Raw genomic sequence first — 20,096 nt, 5'->3', positions numbered from 1 at the left:
GTTTGCGTCAATTCAGGAATATTGCGACATCAGGTAAGAAAATGTGATGAAAAGACCGAAATGCTGCTGACAGAAATCTATCAAGCCAAAGTCAAGGCAGGGGACATCAACCCCGACCCCGCACAAGAAGAGGCGTTGCCTCTGTTCGACCGCGTGGCGGAACAACTGGCTGAGAGCAAAGGAAAAAAGAAGCTGTTTGGTTTCTTTGGTGGCGATGAGGTTCCCGTAAAAGGTCTATACCTTTGGGGCGGCGTCGGGCGTGGCAAATCCATGCTGATGGACCTGTTTTTTGAAGCGGTGCCAGAGCCGCGCAAGCGGCGCGTCCATTTCCACGCCTTCATGCAGGAGGTCCACGCCGCCATGCACGAAGTCCGCAAAACCGGCGTAGATGACGCGATCAAACCGGTTGCGGAGGACATCGCGAGTGAAGTCCGCTTGCTTTGCTTTGACGAGATGCAGATTAGCGACATCACCGACGCCATGATCGTCGGGCGGCTGTTCGAGAAGCTGTTCGCAAGCGGCGTCGTGATCGTCACGACCTCGAACCGCGTACCGGATGATCTGTATAAGAATGGGCTAAACCGGAACCTGTTTGTACCTTTTATCGAGTTGCTGAAAGACCGGCTGATCGTGCATGAGCTAACGTCAGAGACAGATTACCGCCAAGATCGGCTTGAAGGGGAGCAGGTCTATTTCGCGCCTGCCGACGCCACTGCCAAAGCGAAAATTTCCGAAATTTGGGACAGTCTGACCGGCGGCGAAGCGGAGCCATTGGTGCTGCGTGTGAAAGGGCGCGATGTGACGCTGCCCGCGTTTCGCAACGGCATTGCGCGCGCCACATTCTATGACCTTTGCGGACAACCTTTGGGAGCAGCGGACTATCTTGCCGTCGCTGAAGCCGTGAAGGTGCTGGTCTTGGAGAGCATTCCCCGACTGTCGCGTGACAATTTCAACGAAGCAAAACGCTTCGTGACGCTGATTGACGCGCTCTATGAGGGTAAGGTGCGGCTCATCTGCTCGGCCGCAGACATTCCAGAGCGGTTGTATCTGGAAGGTGAAGGCGTGTTCGAATTCGAGCGCACAGCTTCACGGCTGAGAGAAATGCAAAGCGCGGATTGGGCGTCCGAATAGGCTCTAACTAACCATTTTCCCGCAGCACACCGCCTGCAAGATAGAGCGAGCCACATATCAAGATGCGCGCGTTTGCCTCTTGCGCGGTGATAGCTTTGATCGCGTCCAGAACCGTCTTTGCCTGATGCGCCTCAAGCCCCGCGTCCTGCGCAGCCTTCGCTGCATCTTCCGCCGAAAGCGTCGCCTGCTCGCCCGGAATTGAAACTGCGTGCAGCGTTCTGGCAACCGCCGCCAAAGGCCGCATATAGCCGCGCACGTCCTTCGTATTCAGCATGCCGCAGATCAGGTGGGTCGGTTTGGGCGGCAAGCTTTTCAACAAGGTGGCAAGTGCCTCGCCAGCAGCAGGGTTGTGACCGCCATCCAGCCATAACTCGGCGTCACTGGCGGCATCGACCAACGGGCCGGTCTTCAGCCGCTGCATCCGCGCGGGCCAAACCGCGTTCGTCATTGCGGCCTCGCACGCGGCCTCACTACAACCCAAGTGGCGCAGCACGGCAAGCGCCGCACCCGCGTTCTGGATTTGGTGCGCACCTAACAGCGCGGGTAGGGGCAAATCCAGAAGGCCGCGTTCGTCTTGGAAAATCAGGCGGCCCCGCTCCTCCCAGACATGCCAGTGCTGACCATGGGCAAGCAACGGCGCGCCTAGCTTCGCGGCTTGGGCCTCGATCACTTCCATCGCCTCTTCGGTTTGCGGACCCACCACGCAAGGAACACCGCGCTTGATGATACCGGCTTTCTCGAACGCGATTTTGGCGAGAGTGTTCCCGAGATAGCTTTCATGGTCGATCGAGATGGGCGTAATCGCCGTCACTTCGGGCTTGTCGATCACGTTTGTGGCGTCAAGGCGACCACCAAGGCCAACCTCCAGAAGCGTAAAATCGGCTCTAACACGGCTGAAAGCGAGCAATGCGGCGACTGTCGTTATTTCGAAATATGTAATCGGATCGGGGCCGTTGGCGGTGTAGCACTCATCCAGCACCTCGGTCAGATAGTCTTCGGTGATCAGATCGCCTGCCAGCCGAATACGCTCGTGGAACCGCGCCAGATGGGGGGAGGTGTAGGCGTGGACCGACCTGCCCGCGCCTTCCAGACCCGCACGGATCATCGCTTGGGTGGACCCTTTGCCATTGGTTCCCGCGATATGCACCACGGGGGGCAGTTTTCGCTCGGGGTGCTCCAACACCTCAAGCAATCGCCACACGCGGTCCAACGTCAGGTCGATTACTTTTGGGTGAAGCGCCATCATCCGGTCAAGGATGGCGTCGCTGGTTTTGGTCACTTGGCGGTTTCCGCGGGTTTAGGCTCTGCTTCGGGTTCCGGCGCGGGCAGGTCGCCTTTAACCGCAGGTGGCATTCCCATTAGCATGCGAATGATCGTTACCAACTCATCTTTCAGGTTCTTACGGTGCGTCACACGGTCCAGCATACCATGGTCCAACAGGTATTCTGCGCGCTGGAATCCTTCGGGCAGCTTTTCACGGATGGTCTGCTCAATCACTCGCGCACCGGCAAAGCCGATCAAGGCGTTTGGCTCCGCAATCTGCACGTCGCCAAGCATCGCATAGGAGGCCGTGACGCCGCCCGTGGTGGGATGGGTCAGAACGACGATGTAGGGCAGGCCCGCCTCTTTCAGCATTTCAACCGCGATGGTTGTCCGCGGCATTTGCATCAGGCCAAGGATGCCTTCCTGCATGCGCGCACCACCGGCGGCGGAAAACAGCACAAGCGGACGGCCCATTTCCACCGCACGCTCGGCGGCGGCGATGATGGCGTTGCCGACATACATGCTCATCGAGCCACCCATGAAGGAAAAGTCCTGCGCGGCAGCGACAATGGGGGTGCGCATGATCTCCCCCTCGGCAACGAGCATGGCTTCTTTCTCGCCAGTTTTCTTGATGGCGGCCTTCATGCGGTCGGGATACCGCTTCTGATCCTTGAAGTGCAGCGGATCAGAAACCGGTGCGGGGACCGCCACCTCCGTGAAAACCCCGCCATCGAACAGGGCCGAGAACCGCTCCCGCGCTGTGATCGGCATGTGGTGGTCGCAGTTGGTGCACACGTTCTGGTTGTCGGAGAGCTCACGGTGGAACAGCATGGTGCCGCACTCGTCGCATTTGGTCCAAAGATTCTCCGGCACCTCGCGGCGCGAGAAAAGAGAATTGATCGTCGGCCGGACGTAGTTGGAAATCCAGTTCATGAGGCTCTGCTCCCGTTGCTTAAGTCCAAATAATCCCGAGACGCGGAAATTGCAATCAACGCAGCGCCCGCCGGATACCCGCCCAGATCAAAAGCAGCACGATCATGTCGAGCGCGACGTAGGCCATCAGGACCGATGTGTCCTCCATCGTGAAGGGCGCGTGATAGAGGGCAAGGCCGGATAGCTCACGCGGAATCCCGACGAGCAGCAGCGCGACGAAATTATTTGCGAAGTGAAGCCCCATTGCGGCGGCCAGACTGCCTGTCACACGGGTCAAATCCGCAGCGAGCACTCCGAATAGGGTGGTCGCAGAAACGATCATTAGCGCAAGGATAGGGTCGATTGTGTCGTCGTAATGGCCCAACCCGAACAGCAGCGACGGCAGAACCATCCAGATGAACGGGTGGTTGAAGCGCGCGGCAAGCTGCTGCTGGAAATAGCCGCGAAAGACCAACTCCTCGGATGTCGTCTGGATGAACAGAAGCGGGACCGCCCAAATCAGGTGCGTGGCCCAAATAGCGAAAGGCAGGTTGGGAATATAGTCCTCCGGCGCCACCAATCGCTCTGTTACGAAAAAGACAAGGTTGGCGAAGGCCAGAACCGCGACGCCCATGAAGAACATGCGGGCGAAGCCTTTGCGCGGGCCGAACAGCGATGCAGGGCCGCGCCCGTGCCAGGCGGCCATGACGAAGGCGGCAAGCCCCATGGGGATGAACGTTGCGAGGATTAGCGCCATTTGCCCCGGCGAAGATCCGTTGCCGTAGAGCAGCATGAGCGGGTCCATGCCCTCCAGTTCGGGAAAGATGCGGGCCAGCGGCGTGAGACCTGCCCATAGGACCAGACCCGCGCCAAGCATGTAGATGCCGAATCCCGTCACCGTCGCCAGAACGATACGCCAGAAGGCCGGATAGCGTCGCGCGGGCGCTATGAAGGCCTCGAAGGCCGGGGTTCTGAGCATCTGCACGCGCCTCACGGTGTTTTTCTTTAAGCTATCGTTCCACCCGCACGGGCGCAATCACGCTTGTGCCTGTGGGGCTTGGGCTTTATTCCGTTTCGCAACGCTTTTGAGGGAGGCATCCATGCTGAAGAAACCCACCGACAAAACCAATCTGCCCAGCCGCTACGTAACCGAAGGCCCGGCCCGTGCTCCGCACCGGTCGTATTTCTACGCGATGGGTCTTGATGACGAGGAAATTCACCAGCCGTTCGTCGGCGTGGCAACCTGCTGGAACGAGGCTGCCCCCTGTAACATTTCGCTGAACCGTCAGGCGCAGGCTGTGAAGCTGGGCGTCAAGCAAGCAAACGGCACACCGCGCGAGTTCACGACGATCACCGTGACCGACGGAATCGCGATGGGCCATGAGGGGATGCGGTCCTCCTTGGCCTCGCGTGAGGCAATTGCCGATACCGTGGAGCTGACGATGCGCGGCCACTGCTACGACGCGATTGTGGGGCTTGCGGGTTGCGACAAATCCCTTCCGGGCATGATGATGGCGATGATCCGTCTTAATACGCCTTCGGTGTTCATCTACGGCGGCTCTATCCTTCCGGGGCGCTTGAATGGCAAGGACGTCACCGTTCAGGACGTGTTTGAGGCGGTGGGTGAGCATCAGGCGGGCAACATGTCCGACGAGGCTCTGCGCACCTTGGAACGTGTCGCTTGCCCGTCCGCTGGTGCCTGTGGCGGTCAGTTCACGGCCAACACCATGGCCTGCGTCTCCGAGGCGATTGGCTTGGCACTCCCGAACTCCGCCGGTGCGCCTGCGCCATACGAAAGCCGCGATCACTATTCGGTCGCGTCCGGTCAGGCCGTCATGAACCTGCTGGAGAAAAACATTCGCGCGCGGGACATCGTGACGCTGGAATCGCTACAGAACGCGGCGCGGGTCGTGGCGTGCACCGGCGGCTCGACCAATGCCGGTCTACACCTGCCCGCAATGGCGCATGAGGCTGGCATCGACTTCGATCTGGACGACGTGTGCGAGATCTTCCGCGACACACCCTACTTCGTCGACCTGAAGCCTGGCGGGCAATATGTCGCCAAGGATCTTTATGAGGCGGGCGGCGTTCCTGTCATTATGAAGGAACTGCGCAAAGCGGGTCTGATCAACGAGGATTGCATGACCGCCACCGGCTATTCCATCGGCGAGGAAATCGACCGCGTGACGCTGGAGGCCGACGGCAAGGTGATCTACTCCATCGGTGAGCCGCTGTCGAAAACGGGTGGCGTCGTTGGCCTGAAAGGCAACCTCGCCCCTGAAGGCGCCATCGTGAAGGTCGCGGGCATGTCCTCGCAGCACCAAATGTTCTCTGGCCCTGCCCGCGTGTTCGAGTGCGAGGAAGACGCATTCGAGGCGGTTCAGAAGCGCGAATACGAAGAAGGCGAAGTGATTGTTATTCGCAACGAGGGCCCCGCTGGTGGTCCGGGAATGCGTGAGATGCTGGCAACCACCGCTGCGTTGTCCGGTCAGGGCATGGGCAAAAAAGTGGCGCTGATCACCGATGGCCGCTTCTCCGGCGCGACACGCGGATTCTGCGTGGGCCATGTCGGCCCGGAGGCCGCACATGGCGGGCCGATCGCGCTGGTGAAAGATGGCGACATCATAACGCTGGACGCCATTAAAGGCGAGATTAGTGTCGATCTGACCGATGACGAGCTTGCCGAGCGTAAGGCAAACTGGAAGGGCGCACGCAATACGATCTATGCGTCAGGTGCGCTGTGGAAATATGCGCAACTGGTCGGCTCGACCCGCCTTGGTGCCGTGACCCATCCCGGCGCAAAGGAAGAAAAACACATCTATATGGACATCTGACGCGGTGCGTCTTCGGTTACTTGCCGCGTTCATGGTGTTGAGCATTTCGGCCTGCGGGGACAATCCGCTGGCCGGACTGGTCGCGGGCGGGTCAAGAACGGCCCAGAGCGAGATTACTGTGACCTCTGACAGGGTCGTGTTGCGCGGACCAACGGGATTTTGCGTCGACCCCAAATCGTCCAAACACAGCCCGTCGCAAGCCTTTGTGGTGTTCGGAAACTGCGCGGCCATCGCAGGCAACGAAGAACTGCCCCAGCCTTTTGTCAACGCAATCGCCACGGCGACTGTTTTGCCATCGCGGCAGGGTGATCCCAGCATAGGCGAGTCCGAAGTCGCGCTGGCTGAGTTTTTTGGCTCGGATGCCGGTAAGGCCACGTTAAGCGCGGCCGGCAATCCCGACAGTGTCGAAATTCTTGACAGCTTCCTGCGCAAGGGTGCCTTCTTCATTCATGCCCGCGACAAGGCGACCGCACCTTTGGCCGGCACCGCAAACACCTACTGGCGTGGCTATTTCAACGTTAAGAGATCGGTTGTGGTTGTGTCCGTGCTAGGCTTGGAAAACAAACCGGTGAGCAGCGCGGACGGGCTCAAGACCCTATACGACTTCGGGAACGCGCTGGTCGAAGGTCAGGCGCCGACCGAGCGGCCTGTGTCTCCGAAAAACCCCGACGATGTCGCCAAGACGGGCCTGTTGCGCCGTTTATTTGGCTGAAACCATTGTTTGCAATATAGAAACAGTGCTAGCGCTTTAGGGCAGAGTTATTAGGGCAGTCAAATACCCATGATGGACCGGATGCGAGAATTCGTGCGGCGGCGGCTACACCGCCGAAGCCTGCGCCGTTGGGAGGCGGCGGTGCGCGATGCGGAGACCATAGACTTGTCACTGCTCCGGCATCTGCGCGCGCAGGCCCGTCAGATGCGCAGACGCGTCGATCAGGTCACGCATGTCGCAGATGGTAGATTGACGCTGCCCCGCATCGGGTCGAACGCGATCCGCAAGCCTGCGCAGTCGGATTGGGCGCATCGCCCGGAGCTATGGCGCGGTCCAATCTCTCCGGTTGGAATGGCGGCTGTCGAAAGCCGGTCCCGCATCGGCAGCACGGCCACGCTCTATCATGACTGCCAGATTTCAGAGCTGACCCTGCGACAGGTCAGAAACACCCGCGAAGGCGACCTTGCACCATTCGGCCTGCGAATGGACGTTTTCAACTTTGACGGTAGCTTCCTCAGTCTTGTTCTGGATCTTCCCGAAAGCGCTGTCGACGGGCTGCGCAAGAACCATATCCTCCGGATGGACACAGAGGTCGAAACCGAAAAGCCGCTGGAGATTTTCGCCCGTCTCAACATCAAATATGGCCCGAACGTGGAGCAGGTGGTGCGCGAACTGCCGATGGATGGCTCAGAGATGATGGTGGAGTTCGATCTGGCCCACACCAAGATCAGTGAGCGCCGACTGGAACGCATCTGGATGGATTTGATCTTCGAGGGGCCGGAAATGAACGAGATCATCCTGCGCGACGTCACATTCAGTCGTCGCCCCCGCGCAGACTTTTAGAGGGTTTATCCGATGAACAACGTCACCCTGACAAAAACACGCATACAAGCGGGAACTTACGAGGCGGTACTGACGGCAGACGCCGACGGGAACTACCACCCGGACCTGCTGGCCCTGCATCTGGAACGTGAACTTGACGGGTTAACGGTTACGGCTGACGAAAGCCTGACTAATACCTGGCACGTCCGGTTCGAGATTCCGCGGGAGGTCCTGACGGACGGGGTACAGACGTTCCTCATAACCGAGAAGAGCAGCGACGCGACGCTCGACAGCTTTACGATTCTGACGGGCGAGGTGCTGTCAGATGACATCCGCGCCGAGATGGACCTGCTACGCGCCGAGCTGGATATGCTGAAGAAGGCCTTCCGCCGTCACTGTGTGGAGACGAATTGAGGTTTTGCGCTTGGCCTTCGGCCAATCGCCCGGCGGGGGCCAGCCCCCGCACCCCCGAGGTATTTTTGAAGCAATGATGGGGCATGACGCCGCGTTTTTCGTGACGTCGGGCGCGGCTTGGGTCAACTTCGGGTAGATTTAAAGGATACATCTATGACCGACTACCCGCATCTGCTCGCCCCGCTGGACCTTGGCTCCACCACGTTGAAGAACCGCGTTCTGATGGGGTCTATGCATACCGGCCTGGAGGAAACCAAAGACTGGAATCGCGTCGCGGAGTTTTATGCCGAGCGGGCGCGGGGCGGCGTGGCCTTGATGGTTACCGGTGGCATGGCGCCAAACCGCGAGGGCGGGGTTTTTCCGGGTGCGGCCGGGTTGTTCTCGGATCAGGACATCGCCAACCACAAGATCGTAACAGATCGCGTACATGCCGAAGGTGGCAAGATCGCGATGCAGATTCTGCACGCGGGCCGCTATGCTTATGGGCCGGAATGTGTGTCCGCCTCGGCCATCAAATCCCCGATTTCGCCGTTTCCACCTAAAGAGCTGGACGAGGACGGGATCGAGAAGCAGATCGCCGACATAGCCACCGCCGCCAGCCGTGCGAAGCAAGCGGGGTATGACGGGGTCGAGGTGATGGGGTCTGAGGGGTATTTCCTGAACCAGTTTCTTGTCACCCATACCAACAAGCGCGAGGACCGCTGGGGCGGGTCATACGAGAACCGCATGCGACTGCCCATCGAGGTTGTGAAGCGCGTTCGGGAAGCCGTCGGGCCGGAGTTCATCGTGATTTATCGCTTGAGCATGATTGACCTGATCCCCAACGGCTCGACTTGGGAAGAGGTCGTTTTGCTTGCGAAGGAGATCGAGAAGGCCGGCGCTACGATCATCAATACCGGCATCGGCTGGCACGAGGCGCGAATCCCGACGATTGCGACATCGGTGCCGCGGCGGGCGTTTACATGGGTGACCAAGAAACTGATGGGGGAGGTGGCGATTCCCGTTATTACCTCCAACCGCATCAACACGCCTGAAGTGGGCGAGGCGGTTCTGGCCGATGGTTGTGCGGACATGGTATCCATGGCGCGGCCCTTCCTAGCGGATCCGCATTTTGTGGCCAAAGCCAAGGGAGGCCGTGCCGCCGAAATCGCGCCTTGCATCGCCTGCAACCAAGCCTGCCTTGACCACACATTCAGCGGCAAGATCAGTTCGTGCCTTGTGAACCCCCGCGCTTGTTACGAGACCGAGCTGGTGATTGAAAAAGCCGCGACAGATAAGTCCGTTGCCGTCATCGGCGCGGGTCCGGCTGGATTGTCCGCAGCGCTAACCGCCAGCGAGCGGGGTCACCGCGTTACGCTGTTCGATAAGGCGGACCGGCTGGGCGGGCAGCTGAACATGGCCAAGCAGGTGCCCGGCAAGGAGGAATTCTTCGGCCTGGTGGACTGGTACGAGACGATGGTGGCGAAAAGCGGGATGGAGCTGCGTTTGGGCACCGAGGCGACCGCCGATATGCTGGCGGAGTTTGACGAAGTGATTATTGCGACCGGTGTTGCGCCGCGTGATCCGCAGATCGAAGGGCAGGACGGGCCGAATGTCGTCTCCTATATCGACGTGCTGCGCGGTGGTGCAGAGGTCGGAAAACGGGTGGCGATCATCGGCGCGGGCGGCATCGGATTTGACGTCGCGGAGTATCTGACCACCGACGACAGCCCGACAGTCGATCTTGACGCCTGGATGGAAGAATGGGGCGTCACCGACCCCGAAGCCAAACGCGGCGGCTTGGCGGCAGAAGGACCACAACCGGAGCCCGCCGTCCGCGAGGTCACGCTGTTGCAGCGCAAGGCGGAAAAGCTGGGCAAACGCTTGGGCAAAACGACGGGATGGATTCACCGCACCTCTCTTCAGATGAAGGGCGTGAAGATGGTGGGCGGCGTGAATTACGAGTTTATCGACGCGCAAGGGCTGCATGTCAGCGACGGTGAGGCACGGGAAAATCCGCGCGTGATCGAGGTCGACACGATCGTTATGTGCGCGGGGCAGGTGTCCTTGCGGGCGCTGGCGGACGAATTGGAGGCGGCAGGCCGGACGCCACATGTCATTGGCGGCGCAGACGTTGCTGCCGAACTGGACGCCAAACGTGCCATCGACCAAGGCACACGGCTGGCGGCGTCCTTGTGAATTTCAAGTGGCACCATTTCGAGTTGGATGACCCCAAGCTTCCGGCCTGGCTGGATGACCACGTGCCAGACATTGCCGCCGCTGCGTTGCGCCAATCCGAGACGCGTCCGCGATGTGACCATTTGGGCGACGGGATCATCCTGAACCTGCGTGGCGCGAACCTGAACGAGGGCCAAGACGTCGAGGATATGGTATCCCTGCGGCTTTGGGTCACGAAAGACATGGTCGTTACGGTTCGGATGCGGCGAATTTTCGCGTTGGAGGATATTCGCCAGAAGATCAGCGAAGGGGACGGGCCGGAAAGCGTTGGCGAGTTTTTGGTCATGCTGGTCACTGGCCTGACGGACCGCATTGAAAGGACCGCGCTGCGGCTGGCCGCTGCGACGGATTCTATTGAGGACGCCGTGCTTGGCGCGGACGACAGCGACGGCGACCAAGCATCACTCGGGCCGCTTCGCCGCATGGCCATCAAGCTGCGCCGTTATATTGGCCCACAGAAGGACGCTATGGCAAAGCTCGCCGCGCTGGAAAGTCCCATCCTGACGGACGCGGATCGGCTGGAATTACGCGAACCCGCCAACCGAATGGCGCTTGCACTTGAGGCGTTGGATTCCGTCCGTGACCGGCTCAACAGCTTGCAGGACCACTCGGACATGCAAGTGGCGCTGCGGCAGGGGCGAAACGGCTATGTGCTGTCACTGATTGCGGGGATATTCCTGCCTTTGGGTTTTCTAACCGGGCTTTTCGGAATGAACGTCGCCGGGCTGCCGGGTACGGAATGGCCGATGGCGTTTTTGGTTCTATGCGCGGTCATGCTTGGCGTCGCGATTGCGCTTCTTGCCTTGTTCAAATGGCTTGACTGGCTTTAGCCTCTTTTCGGAAACGGCAGTTCACCTGTTTCCACAGCTGCAACGATTCCCCGCGATACCTCTGAATCGTCCAACCGAATTCGTATTCCTGCCCCATTTCGCTTCGATAACGGCTCAAACGTCATGAGTTATTGAGGCACCTGAATGGACCGACTGACCGAAATGGAAGCATTTGCCACCGTGGTGGATCAGGGGGGATTTACCGACGCGGCACGCAAGATGGGGATTTCCAAATCCGCCGTCTCGAAACACGTCTCTTCCCTTGAAACACGCCTTGGTGCGCGGTTGCTGAACCGCACGACGCGGCGTGTCAGCCCGACCGAAATCGGTCTCGCCTACTATGACAGAGCGCGCCGTGTGCTGAACGACGCTGGGGAGGCCGATGCCTTGGTGTCTTCGATGCAAAGCGCCCCGTCGGGCCTGCTTCGGATTTCCGTCGCAACCGATTTTGGCGTAAACCACATGTCACCCATCTTGGGCGACTTCCTTGTCGACTATCCCGACATCACCGTGAACATGGTGCTGAACAACCGCTTTGTGGAATTGATCTCCGAAGGCTTCGACCTTGCCATCCGCATCGGCGAAATGGAGGACAGCTCCCTTCGCGCCCGCAAGCTGACCGAGACGACGAAACGTCTGATCGCCGCGCCGGGTTACTTCAAGCAATTCGGACGCCCCGAGAAAATCGACGATCTGAATAATCACAAGCTGCTGCATTACTCCAACCAGTCAGCGGGCAATGTGTGGAAACTGACCGCGCCATCCGGCGAGAAGCGTCAGGTGCGCACGCAGGGCTGGCTAACCGTGAATGACGGGCAGTCCTTGCTGAATGCCTGCGTGTCGGGACTGGGCATCGCTTACCTGCCAAGTTTCCTTTACGCCGATGCGCTTAGGGCTGGGCTGGTCGAAGAGGTCATGCCCGATCTGCCCAAGGAAACGCAGGGCATCTATGCAGTCTATCCGCCGGGTCGTTATACCCAGCCGAAGGTTCGGACCTTCATCGACTTCCTTGTCGAAGCGTTCAAAGAAAAAGGGCCGGATACCTGGAGTAATTAAGAGACAAGTTTCCCTCGATGCTTGGCAGCATCAACTTTGGGTCGAGGTGATAATCACCTCGACCCTTCTGTTTAGGGTCCGGCCTTCGTCCGTCAGGTTGCTGGCCCGCGGGGCCAGATAGCCAACGCCCTCTGCTTCAATCTGTCGTTGCGGGATGCCGAAATCCCTGACAAGCCGCGCGGCCACGGACTGCGCGCGTTGTCGCGATAAGGCAATGTTGCCCTGAAGCGACCCTTCGGCATCGGTATGGCCGACCAATGCGATTCTGATCTCCGGATTTGATTTCAGATATTCCGACAGCTTCGACAGCGACGAGAACTCACCGCTTCCCAGCGCGGAAGAGCCGGTTTCAAACTCAAGGTCGTCCAGAACTGCATGACCGTCTCGTATGAGAGCTTCGACCACGGCGCCGGGTTTGGTGCGCGGAGCCGCAGGGATCACTTGGGCCGTATTACCACCCGACTTCGAATTCAGATTGGTGCCGTCCGCGCTTCCTACCAAAACCATTTGAACAAACGCGCTGTCCGCCCCCCGGCTCACGAACAGGCTAACGTATTCCGGCACCGCGCCACCAAGGCGTTGGGCCGCGAGGTAGCGAAAATCACCCAAATCGACATGCATCACCGGCTCCGGCAGAACCTCGGTCGTGAAGCGGAAATCGAAGCCGCCGCAAACCTCTGTCGTGCATTCGTAAAGCAGCTCGAACCCCGATGCCTCTAGTTGCTGTCGCAGGTTGTCCATAACCAGAAGCGATGTGCCGACGCCGACATCCACGCGCCACGCGCGGGTGATTTGCTGGCCTTCGGCGACCAGCGTTTGCACAAAGCCGTCCGCATAGGGGCCGACAGGCAGCTTGTAGCTGGCGAAGTTTTCGGTCTCCGAAAAGGTCTGCGTTGCCGGGCCGGGAAAGGTTAAATCCAGATCGGCATACGCCGGGGTGCCAAGCAATACGCCCGCCAGTAAGAAGCCTAGCGTACGGATCATCTATGCGCCGCGTGGTAATCCGCGTTGGGGCGCATATCCACAGCCGATGCCATGCGGTTTGTCATGTTGAAAAAGCTGGCAACGGCGGCGATATCCCAGATGTCGCGATCGTTGAAGCCGACCTTGCGCAGCCCGTCGCGGTCGGATTCCTCAATGCGGTAGCTCGCTTCGGTCATCTGAACCGCGAAGTCGAGCATCGCGCGTTGCCGTGCATCGAGCGGAGCCGCGCGGTAGTTCATCACCAGTGCTTCTCCCAATTCCGGATCACCCGACAATTGCCTCACCGCCGCGCCATGCGCCACGAGGCAGTAGAAGCATTTGTTGACCGAGGACACCGCCACGGCGATCATCTCGCGCTCCAGTTTGGACAGGTTGCTGTCGCCCAGCATCAGGTCGTTATACATGCCCGTGAACGCGTTCAGCTTATCGGGGTCAAACGCATAGGCCTGCAACACGTTGGGGATCATGCCCAGCTTCTCAGTGCAAATGTCGAAGTATTTTTGGGTGGCCTCGGGCAGCGGGTCGGCCATTGGCAAATCAAGCGCGGTCACGGTGGGTTTTGTCACGGGGCAGGGCCTTTCAGGATTTTATGCGGTAATGATACCGCCCAACCACTGACATGCCCAGAGAGCTATACAGCGATTGCGCAGCCGTGTTGGCGCCTGTGGTCACCAGCGCGAAACGCTCTGCGCCGTGATCCTTCGCCCAGCGCGCGGCGGCATACATCATGTTGCGCGCCAGCCCTTCGCGGCGATAATCGGGGAGGACTTCGACAGCGTGAACCATAGCGGTTTTGTTATGGATCGCGATGAAGGCGCAGCCCGCCGCACGGTCCTTAACACGTCCGAGGATCGAGGTTTTTGGCCCTTTCACCCGCTCCATCACGGCGATGCGCCCCTCGCCGATGCCGCCTTCGGCCCAGAGGTCTTTCATGATTTGAAGCGGAGGCCAGATCTCGAAAGCGGTGACGGGCGGCACGTCCGTGCCAAAGATCGGACCCAGAAATATGACCGAGGGATCGACGATCTCGTAGCCCATTTGGGCCAGTATAGTGTCTAATTTCGCGTCTTCTGGGCGCAATGCGAATAGGGCAGGTTGCCCCAGCTTCTCCATCTCGGAAACCGCAAGCGCGATGTCGTCTTGCGTGACCGGACCAAGCGGCGAAGCCGCAGAGACGCGCTTGCCGCCACCTTGCCCCTCGCGGATCAGCCATGGCCCGACCTGCGTTTCATTTGCTGCCGGCCAGGTGGCCGCGACGATTTCGAATAATTCAGACGTATTCAACACCAAGCGCCTTTGCCAATTCAGCCACCACCATTTTCAACCGCGCGCCGTCAGTACCGCGCACAACCAGATTGCATCCATAAACCCCGTCCTTCTGGAACGGATAGGAACCGAAGGACAAGTCAGGATATGCCAGCGCCAGATCGCCAAATGCCCCTGCGACGTCACCCTCACCGATATTGACGCGTAAGGTTTCGGAAAGCAAAGGCTGCCCGCCTGTGATCGTCGGCAAAACTGTTGCGACCATCGCCTTGAACACGCTGGGCACGCCCGCCATGACATGCACGTTTCCAATCGTGAAACCAGGCGCGACCGATACGGGGTTGTCGATCAACGTAGCCCCATCTGGAATCCTCGCCATCCGCTTGCGGGCGTCGTTGAACTCCGAGCCCTGCCGTTCGTAATGCGCGGCCAGCAAAGCGCGGGCATCCTCGCGAATGTCCACATGCGCGTCGAAAGCGGCCCCGACAGCGTCGGCAGTAATGTCGTCATGCGTCGGGCCTATTCCACCGGAGGTGAAGACATGGTCATACGCCTTGCTCAACTCTTGGACCGCCGCGACGATGCGGTCATGCTCGTCCGAGACGACGCGGGCCTCCTTCAGGTCCACACCTGCCTCGGTCAGCGCACAGGCCAGATAGTTCGTGTTGGTGTCCTTGGTGCGTCCTGACAGGATCTCGTCCCCGATAACGAGCATGGCGGCGGTGGGGTTGGGCATCGGCTGCTCCTTGATTGGCGGTTGCCTTTCGGTATAGGCCCGCGCCATGCGCTTTCAAACCCCACTTATCCCCGCCCGCCTGATCCGCCGCTACAAACGGTTTCTGGCCGATGTCGTACTGGAAGACACAGGCGAGGAGGTCACCGCCCATTGCCCAAACCCCGGCGCGATGCTGGGATTGAAGGGTGACGGGACCCGCGTTTGGCTGGAGCCGAACGACGACCCACGCAAGAAACTGAAATACGGCTGGCGGTTTGCGGAGCTGTCAGGTGGTCATTTCGCTTGTGTAGATACCGGTTTGCCAAACCGCGTGGTGAAGGAAGCGCTGCTGGCAGGGCAGATTTCGGAGCTTTCCAACTATCGCAATGTGCGGCCGGAAGTTGCGTATGGAACCGGTAGCCGTGTGGATTTCATGCTTTCGCAAGACGGCCTACCCGACGCATATGTCGAAGTCAAAAGCGTCACTCTCCGGCGCGAGGGTGATTGGGCAGAGTTTCCTGACTGCGTCACCGCGCGGGGTGCGAAACACTTGCAGGAGCTGATCGAAGTCGCCCAAGCCGGCGCACGGGCGGTAATGCTCTATCTGGTGAGCCGGACAGACTGCGGCAAGCTGCGAATGGCGACTGATTTAGACCCTAACTACGCCCAAACCTTCGACCTAGCCCGCGCGAACGGGGTTGAGATGATTTGCTATGCCAGCCATATCTCGCCGGATGGGATCACACTTGCAAACGCTCTCCCAATTGGCCCTGATCCACAAAGCGGCCCAAGGGTGGCGTAACACGGCACGGCGCATTATATGTGCCGACAACAAATATCGGAGTGAGACGTGGACGACTCGACCCATAAAGGCCGCATCACCAAGCAAGGCATTCGCATCTACGATGACGTAGATTTTGCGGGCATGGACAAAGCTGGCGAACTGGCCGCGCAGATTTTGGATAATATGGTCGACCTTGTGCAGCCTGGCACTTCGACTGAGGCTCTTGACGAGGCGATCACAAAGATGGTCGAGGACGCAGGCGCCAAGTCAGCGACGATCGGCTACAAAGGCTATCAGCACGCCAGTTGCATCAGTGTGAACCATGTCGTCTGCCACGGCATCCCCGGCCCGAAAGTGCTGAAGCAAGGCGATATCCTCAATATCGACGTCACCGTGATCGTGGACGGATGGTTCGGGGACACCAGCCGCATGTATGTTGCAGGCAAGCCGAACCGCAAGGCGGAGCGGTTGATTCAAGTGACCCACGACGCACTATTCAAAGGCATCGAAGCGGTCAAACCCGGCAATACGTTCGGTGATATCGGCCACGCCATTCAGACCTATGTCGAAAGCCAGCGCATGTCGGTGGTGCGCGACTTCTGTGGGCACGGGCTGGGACGCGTGTTTCATGCGCCGCCCAACGTGCTGCACTACGGTCGCCCCGGCACTGGCGCGGTGTTGGAAGAGGGCATGTTCTTCACCATCGAGCCGATGGTAAATATTGGTCGACCAGAGACCAAGGTGTTGGCCGACGACTGGACGGCCGTGACCCGCGACAAGTCGCTGTCGGCGCAGTTCGAGCACTCCATCGGGGTGACGGCGGACGGGTGCCAGATCTTTACCCTGTCTCCGGGCGGCAAGTTTCACCCGACCTATCAGACCGCTTAACCCACAATTAAGTCGAATCGTCTGATCTGATCGCATGACGCTGCATCAGACCCATCTGCCGGACGCCCTGCCAGGCTTTCATCCGCACCGCATTTCAACTGCCCGCGCCCGCGAAGCGGAACAACACGGGCACCGCCAACGCGTGCGGGAACGGTTTCTTTTGGCAGGTGGCGACGCGACGCCTGAGTCCGAGTTGCTGGAATTGGTCCTGTTCCGCGCAATCCCAAGGCGCGAGGTGCGGACTTTGGCGCGGCGCCTGCTAGAGACGTTCGGAGATTTCAACGGAGTGATATCCGCATCCGCCAATCGCCTTACATCGGTGCAAGGCGTCGGCACAAGCGTCATTCAGGAGTTGAAGATTGTGGAAGCCGCCGCGCAATCAATGGCCCGCACAAGGGTGATGAACCGCGACGTGCTTTCATCATGGGATGCGTTGCTGGACTATTGCCGCACCAAGATGGCCCATATGGAGCGGGAGCAGTTTCGGGTGCTGTTTCTGGATCGACGGAACCGCTTGATCGCAGATGAGGCGCTGCAAACCGGCACCGTCGACCATGTTCCGGTTTATCCGCGGGAGGTCGTGAAGCGGGCGCTGGAACTCAACGCCTCTGCCCTGATCCTCGTTCACAACCATCCGTCCGGCGATGCGTCGCCATCGGAGGATGACATCGCAATGACGCGCAAGGTTCGCCAAGGCGTCGATGCGTTGGGATTGGTCTTGCATGACCATCTGATTATAGGGGGTGGTGGCAGTTACTCGTTCCGCTCAAACGGGCTGATATAGGCTCTATTTAAGCCAAACCTCTACGCGCCGATTGATTGCGCGCCCCCATTCCGTATCGTCGCAAGCCATCGGCAACGCCTCTCCAAAAGCATCCGTATGCAACTTGATGCGCTTGAAATCTGCGTCAGGGGCCGCCTCTTTCAGCAAGCGCAGCACCGTTCGCGCACGTTTCCGGGACAGGATCAGATTTGGCGCCGCGGGGCCTTCCCCGTCGCTGAAACCGACCAGCAAGAGGTCGCGTTCGTTGAAAGATCCGGTCTCAAGCGCGCGGGCCAGCCGAATGATGTTCTCCTGCGATTGCACGTCCAACCGCGTGCCGCCGGTGAAGCGAAAGGTCGTGGATAGCCGGTCGCGGTCGCGCAAGGCGCCTACCATGTTTTGCAGATCTTCGAGCGACACCTCCGGCCCAGCCTGCGAGATCGCGTGCGCCAAGCGGTCGCCCTGATCGTCGAACCGCGTCGTGGTAATCGCCTGATCCACGAATCCCGCACGTCGGATCACAAGATCAGCGGCAGGGTCTTGGGTGAAGTTCAGAAACTCCCGCCCAATTAGCGGCAAGCGGCGCGCCGGTGTATAAAGCATCAGTGGGAGCGTCAGGGGATAGTCCTCTGTGCGCAATGCGGCCAGCGTGGCATTGGTCTCGAAACCGCAGTTGCCGGCAACGCGCAAGGGAATGGCGTTTCCGGTCTCGCTGAGCGTGGTCAGACCAATGGCAAATGTGTCGCCCGCCACGCGGTCGGCAAGATCTTTCAGCGATGTATGATACGTCGCGCCTTCCTGAACAGATAACTTGTTCGGCGTTAAGACCCGGTCTTCGAATGTCTCTAGCAAACCGGAATGCGGCGCTGGCAAGTGTCTGATGATCGGAATATCAGCGCCACCGATATCGGACCAGCGTGCAGCATCCCCCGACATGGCGGCCGCCATCTGCTCTAGCGAGATACTTCGCAACGGCTGTCCAGGCGCGGTGATTGCTACGACACCGTCAAGCGCCACGACACGGGCGCGACGGCCTTTCAACAGATCACCCGACGCAGCGGCACGCGCCATGGCAACCTCTGTTTCACGCGGTTCGCGCAGGACGAGGGCGATGTCGGCCACTTCGGCGATGAGATCAGCGTAGGCTTCTGCGGTGGTGCTTGACGTTAAGGAGAAACGGGCGCGCAGGCGTTCAGTATCGCTCAACGCGAACGTGGAGTGGCGGTCGTCGGTGACCTCCCGCGTAATGGAATAGCCGTTCCGGGCGGCGAAGGCCTGAATAAGCGCGGGGACAAGAACCTCTGCCATGCGATCTGTGCCGGACATGCGTATATCTGCGACGAACGCATTCAGGTCTGGGCAGCCCGGCCCGTCGCAAGTGACGCCTTCGCCGTCAAGCGTCAGCGGTCCGTAGATAGTCTCGACGCGGTAAAACTCACCGTCATAGGTGAGCAGGGTGCCGTCTATCTGAAGTGTGCCGTCACGAGACGTCAGCCGGACGTCATCGGCAAAAGCCGATGCTGCGGACGCGCAAAGCAAAACTGCCGCCCAGAAACTGCGCCATAGGATGTGCACGTGATTGCCCGCCTTAATTTCCAGCAAGTTTCAGGTCTTGGAGGACATTTTTCAACTCAAGACTTTGCCCTACCGCCTCACACCCTTGCCCCATGAGCTTTAGATCGTAGGTCGAAACCGGCTCATGCGGCACGACACGGCGCACACGGGCGGTTTGGCCGGTGTCGCAATTGGCCGTCGTGACGCGCGTGCGCATCGACAGACGGACGACGCCGGACGCCGCCAGATCGTCGATCCGACGCGAGAATACCTGAAGAACCGCGCCACTTTCGTCGAGGGACTGGCCAATACGGAACATTTGACCGTCAAGCTGTCTGGGGGCTTCTGCGATCAACTCGCCATGATCCTCGCCGTTCCATTGCAGCGCGACGCGTGCAAACTCGCGCGCGTCCGGCACTGGGGTCGATGCCGTCAATGTGGAGTTGTCTGATAGCGTTGCGGACAGCGATCCCGTTTCGCTGAGCGCGGGCAACAGAAACGACAGCTCGCCCGTCATGGGCATCGGCAGGGTAAAGGCCAGCCCCGCATGTTCCAGCCGAACGGTATCGTAGGGCAGGCATGGTGCGGACAGCCGGACTGAAAGCATCGCGCCGCTGGTGGCGGAAACCGACAGGGAAGGCCCGCAAGCCGTCCCGAAATTCGAGATGTTGGCCTGCCGCGCCACGACCTCGGCTATATCGTCCGGTACCTCTCGCGAAGAAACTGGTGCGGCGTTGAACCGCGTCAGCGTCAAAATGTCCGTGTCGGGAACTTCAGGCGAGGGCAGCGCGGCCTTGGGAAATAGCGGCGTGATCGCCGCCGGAAGCCCGTCCGTCAGTGCTGGGGATGCGACGCCACAAAACACGGCCACGACCGCGCTTCTCAATATACTGCTCATTTACCTGCCTTTGCCGAGTATTCTCGTTGCAATGACAGAACCGTAGCAGAAAA

Annotated in this window: 20 protein-coding genes; 11 read left to right on the top strand and 9 right to left on the bottom strand. The window is 59.8% G+C overall.

Annotation, left to right across the window (positions count from 1 at the left end):
* Positions 1–60: 60 nt before the first annotated feature.
* Complete coding sequence (zapE, locus tag THALAR_RS16565) at positions 61–1,131, top strand: cell division protein ZapE (RefSeq protein WP_021102752.1); 1,071 nt, start codon at positions 61–63, stop codon at positions 1,129–1,131.
* A 7-nt stretch (positions 1,132–1,138) separates the two neighbouring features.
* Here the strand turns inward: zapE and THALAR_RS16560 are convergent, their stop codons facing one another.
* Genes THALAR_RS16560 through THALAR_RS16550 form a run of 3 tightly spaced genes read right to left on the bottom strand, consistent with a single transcriptional unit; the run spans position 1,139 to position 4,285 of the window.
* Complete coding sequence (locus tag THALAR_RS16560; RefSeq protein WP_021102751.1) at positions 1,139–2,410, bottom strand: bifunctional folylpolyglutamate synthase/dihydrofolate synthase; 1,272 nt, start codon at positions 2,408–2,410, stop codon at positions 1,139–1,141.
* The gene (accD, locus tag THALAR_RS16555; protein ID WP_021102750.1) at positions 2,407–3,327 is read right to left on the bottom strand and encodes an acetyl-CoA carboxylase, carboxyltransferase subunit beta; all 921 of its coding nucleotides are present in this window, start codon (positions 3,325–3,327) and stop codon (positions 2,407–2,409) included. The genes THALAR_RS16560 and accD overlap by 4 nt, the downstream gene beginning before the upstream one ends.
* A gap of 55 nt (positions 3,328–3,382) precedes the next feature.
* The gene (locus THALAR_RS16550) at positions 3,383–4,285 is read right to left on the bottom strand and encodes a CPBP family intramembrane glutamic endopeptidase (protein WP_021102749.1); all 903 of its coding nucleotides are present in this window, start codon (positions 4,283–4,285) and stop codon (positions 3,383–3,385) included.
* A gap of 121 nt (positions 4,286–4,406) precedes the next feature.
* On the opposite strand from THALAR_RS16550, the gene ilvD reads away from it, so the two are divergent.
* The 7 genes from ilvD (at position 4,407) to THALAR_RS16515 (ending at position 12,191) form a co-directional block, all read left to right on the top strand.
* Positions 4,407–6,140 carry a dihydroxy-acid dehydratase gene (gene ilvD, locus THALAR_RS16545; RefSeq protein ID WP_021102748.1) on the top strand — a complete coding sequence of 578 codons (1,734 nt, stop codon included), beginning with the start codon at positions 4,407–4,409 and terminating at the stop codon, positions 6,138–6,140.
* A 4-nt stretch (positions 6,141–6,144) separates the two neighbouring features.
* Positions 6,145–6,852: a hypothetical protein gene (locus tag THALAR_RS16540; RefSeq protein ID WP_021102747.1), complete on the top strand. Its 708-nt coding sequence runs from the start codon at positions 6,145–6,147 to the stop codon at positions 6,850–6,852.
* 69 nt (positions 6,853–6,921) lie between these two features.
* Positions 6,922–7,695, top strand: coding sequence for a DUF6478 family protein (locus THALAR_RS16535; RefSeq protein ID WP_021102746.1), 774 nt, complete (start codon positions 6,922–6,924; stop codon positions 7,693–7,695).
* Between the two features lie 12 nt (positions 7,696–7,707).
* Entirely contained in the window at positions 7,708–8,088 is a 381-nt protein-coding gene (locus tag THALAR_RS16530) for a hypothetical protein (protein WP_021102745.1), read from the top strand.
* Between the two features lie 153 nt (positions 8,089–8,241).
* The gene (locus tag THALAR_RS16525) at positions 8,242–10,266 is read left to right on the top strand and encodes an NADPH-dependent 2,4-dienoyl-CoA reductase (RefSeq protein ID WP_021102744.1); all 2,025 of its coding nucleotides are present in this window, start codon (positions 8,242–8,244) and stop codon (positions 10,264–10,266) included.
* Positions 10,263–11,135, top strand: coding sequence for a zinc transporter ZntB (locus tag THALAR_RS16520; RefSeq protein ID WP_021102743.1), 873 nt, complete (start codon positions 10,263–10,265; stop codon positions 11,133–11,135). Before THALAR_RS16525 ends, THALAR_RS16520 begins: the two co-directional genes overlap by 4 nt.
* Before the next feature lie 144 nt (positions 11,136–11,279).
* Entirely contained in the window at positions 11,280–12,191 is a 912-nt protein-coding gene (locus THALAR_RS16515; RefSeq protein WP_021102742.1) for a LysR family transcriptional regulator, read from the top strand.
* Between the two features lie 30 nt (positions 12,192–12,221).
* Here the strand turns inward: THALAR_RS16515 and THALAR_RS16510 are convergent, their stop codons facing one another.
* From THALAR_RS16510 to THALAR_RS16495, 4 genes are read right to left on the bottom strand one after another with little or no spacing between them, the layout of a single operon-like run.
* Positions 12,222–13,175 (bottom strand): OmpA family protein, encoded by a 954-nt coding sequence (locus tag THALAR_RS16510; protein WP_021102741.1) that lies wholly within the window; start codon positions 13,173–13,175, stop codon positions 12,222–12,224.
* Positions 13,172–13,741 (bottom strand): peroxidase-related enzyme, encoded by a 570-nt coding sequence (locus THALAR_RS16505; protein WP_021102740.1) that lies wholly within the window; start codon positions 13,739–13,741, stop codon positions 13,172–13,174. The genes THALAR_RS16510 and THALAR_RS16505 overlap by 4 nt, the downstream gene beginning before the upstream one ends.
* Positions 13,742–13,754: 13 nt before the next feature.
* On the bottom strand, positions 13,755–14,462 hold the full coding sequence (locus THALAR_RS16500; protein WP_021102739.1) for a GNAT family N-acetyltransferase: 708 nt from the start codon (positions 14,460–14,462) through the stop codon (positions 13,755–13,757).
* Positions 14,446–15,177 carry a competence/damage-inducible protein A gene (locus tag THALAR_RS16495; protein ID WP_021102738.1) on the bottom strand — a complete coding sequence of 244 codons (732 nt, stop codon included), beginning with the start codon at positions 15,175–15,177 and terminating at the stop codon, positions 14,446–14,448. Before THALAR_RS16495 ends, THALAR_RS16500 begins: the two co-directional genes overlap by 17 nt.
* 46 nt (positions 15,178–15,223) lie before the next feature.
* Between THALAR_RS16495 and sfsA the strand changes: the two genes are divergently transcribed.
* The 3 genes from sfsA to radC are packed head-to-tail and all read left to right on the top strand — an operon-like array spanning position 15,224 to position 17,612.
* Positions 15,224–15,958 (top strand): DNA/RNA nuclease SfsA, encoded by a 735-nt coding sequence (gene sfsA / locus THALAR_RS16490; RefSeq protein WP_021102737.1) that lies wholly within the window; start codon positions 15,224–15,226, stop codon positions 15,956–15,958.
* 48 nt (positions 15,959–16,006) lie between these two features.
* A complete protein-coding gene (map, locus tag THALAR_RS16485) occupies positions 16,007–16,828 on the top strand; it encodes a type I methionyl aminopeptidase (RefSeq protein WP_021102736.1) in 822 nt (273 codons plus the stop codon).
* Between the two features lie 34 nt (positions 16,829–16,862).
* Positions 16,863–17,612, top strand: a complete 750-nt coding sequence (gene radC / locus THALAR_RS16480; RefSeq protein WP_021102735.1) for a RadC family protein — start codon at positions 16,863–16,865, stop codon at positions 17,610–17,612.
* A gap of 3 nt (positions 17,613–17,615) precedes the next feature.
* Here radC and THALAR_RS16475 read toward each other — a convergent pair whose 3' ends face one another.
* A complete protein-coding gene (locus THALAR_RS16475; RefSeq protein ID WP_021102734.1) occupies positions 17,616–19,166 on the bottom strand; it encodes a phosphate ABC transporter substrate-binding/OmpA family protein in 1,551 nt (516 codons plus the stop codon).
* 13 nt (positions 19,167–19,179) lie between these two features.
* Complete coding sequence (locus THALAR_RS16470; protein WP_040819115.1) at positions 19,180–20,043, bottom strand: hypothetical protein; 864 nt, start codon at positions 20,041–20,043, stop codon at positions 19,180–19,182.
* Between the last annotated feature and the right edge of the window lie 53 nt (positions 20,044–20,096).

This window comes from Litoreibacter arenae DSM 19593, from assembly GCF_000442275.2.
GTDB lineage: Bacteria > Pseudomonadota > Alphaproteobacteria > Rhodobacterales > Rhodobacteraceae > Litoreibacter > Litoreibacter arenae.
This window is presented reverse-complemented; position numbering and strand designations above follow the sequence as displayed.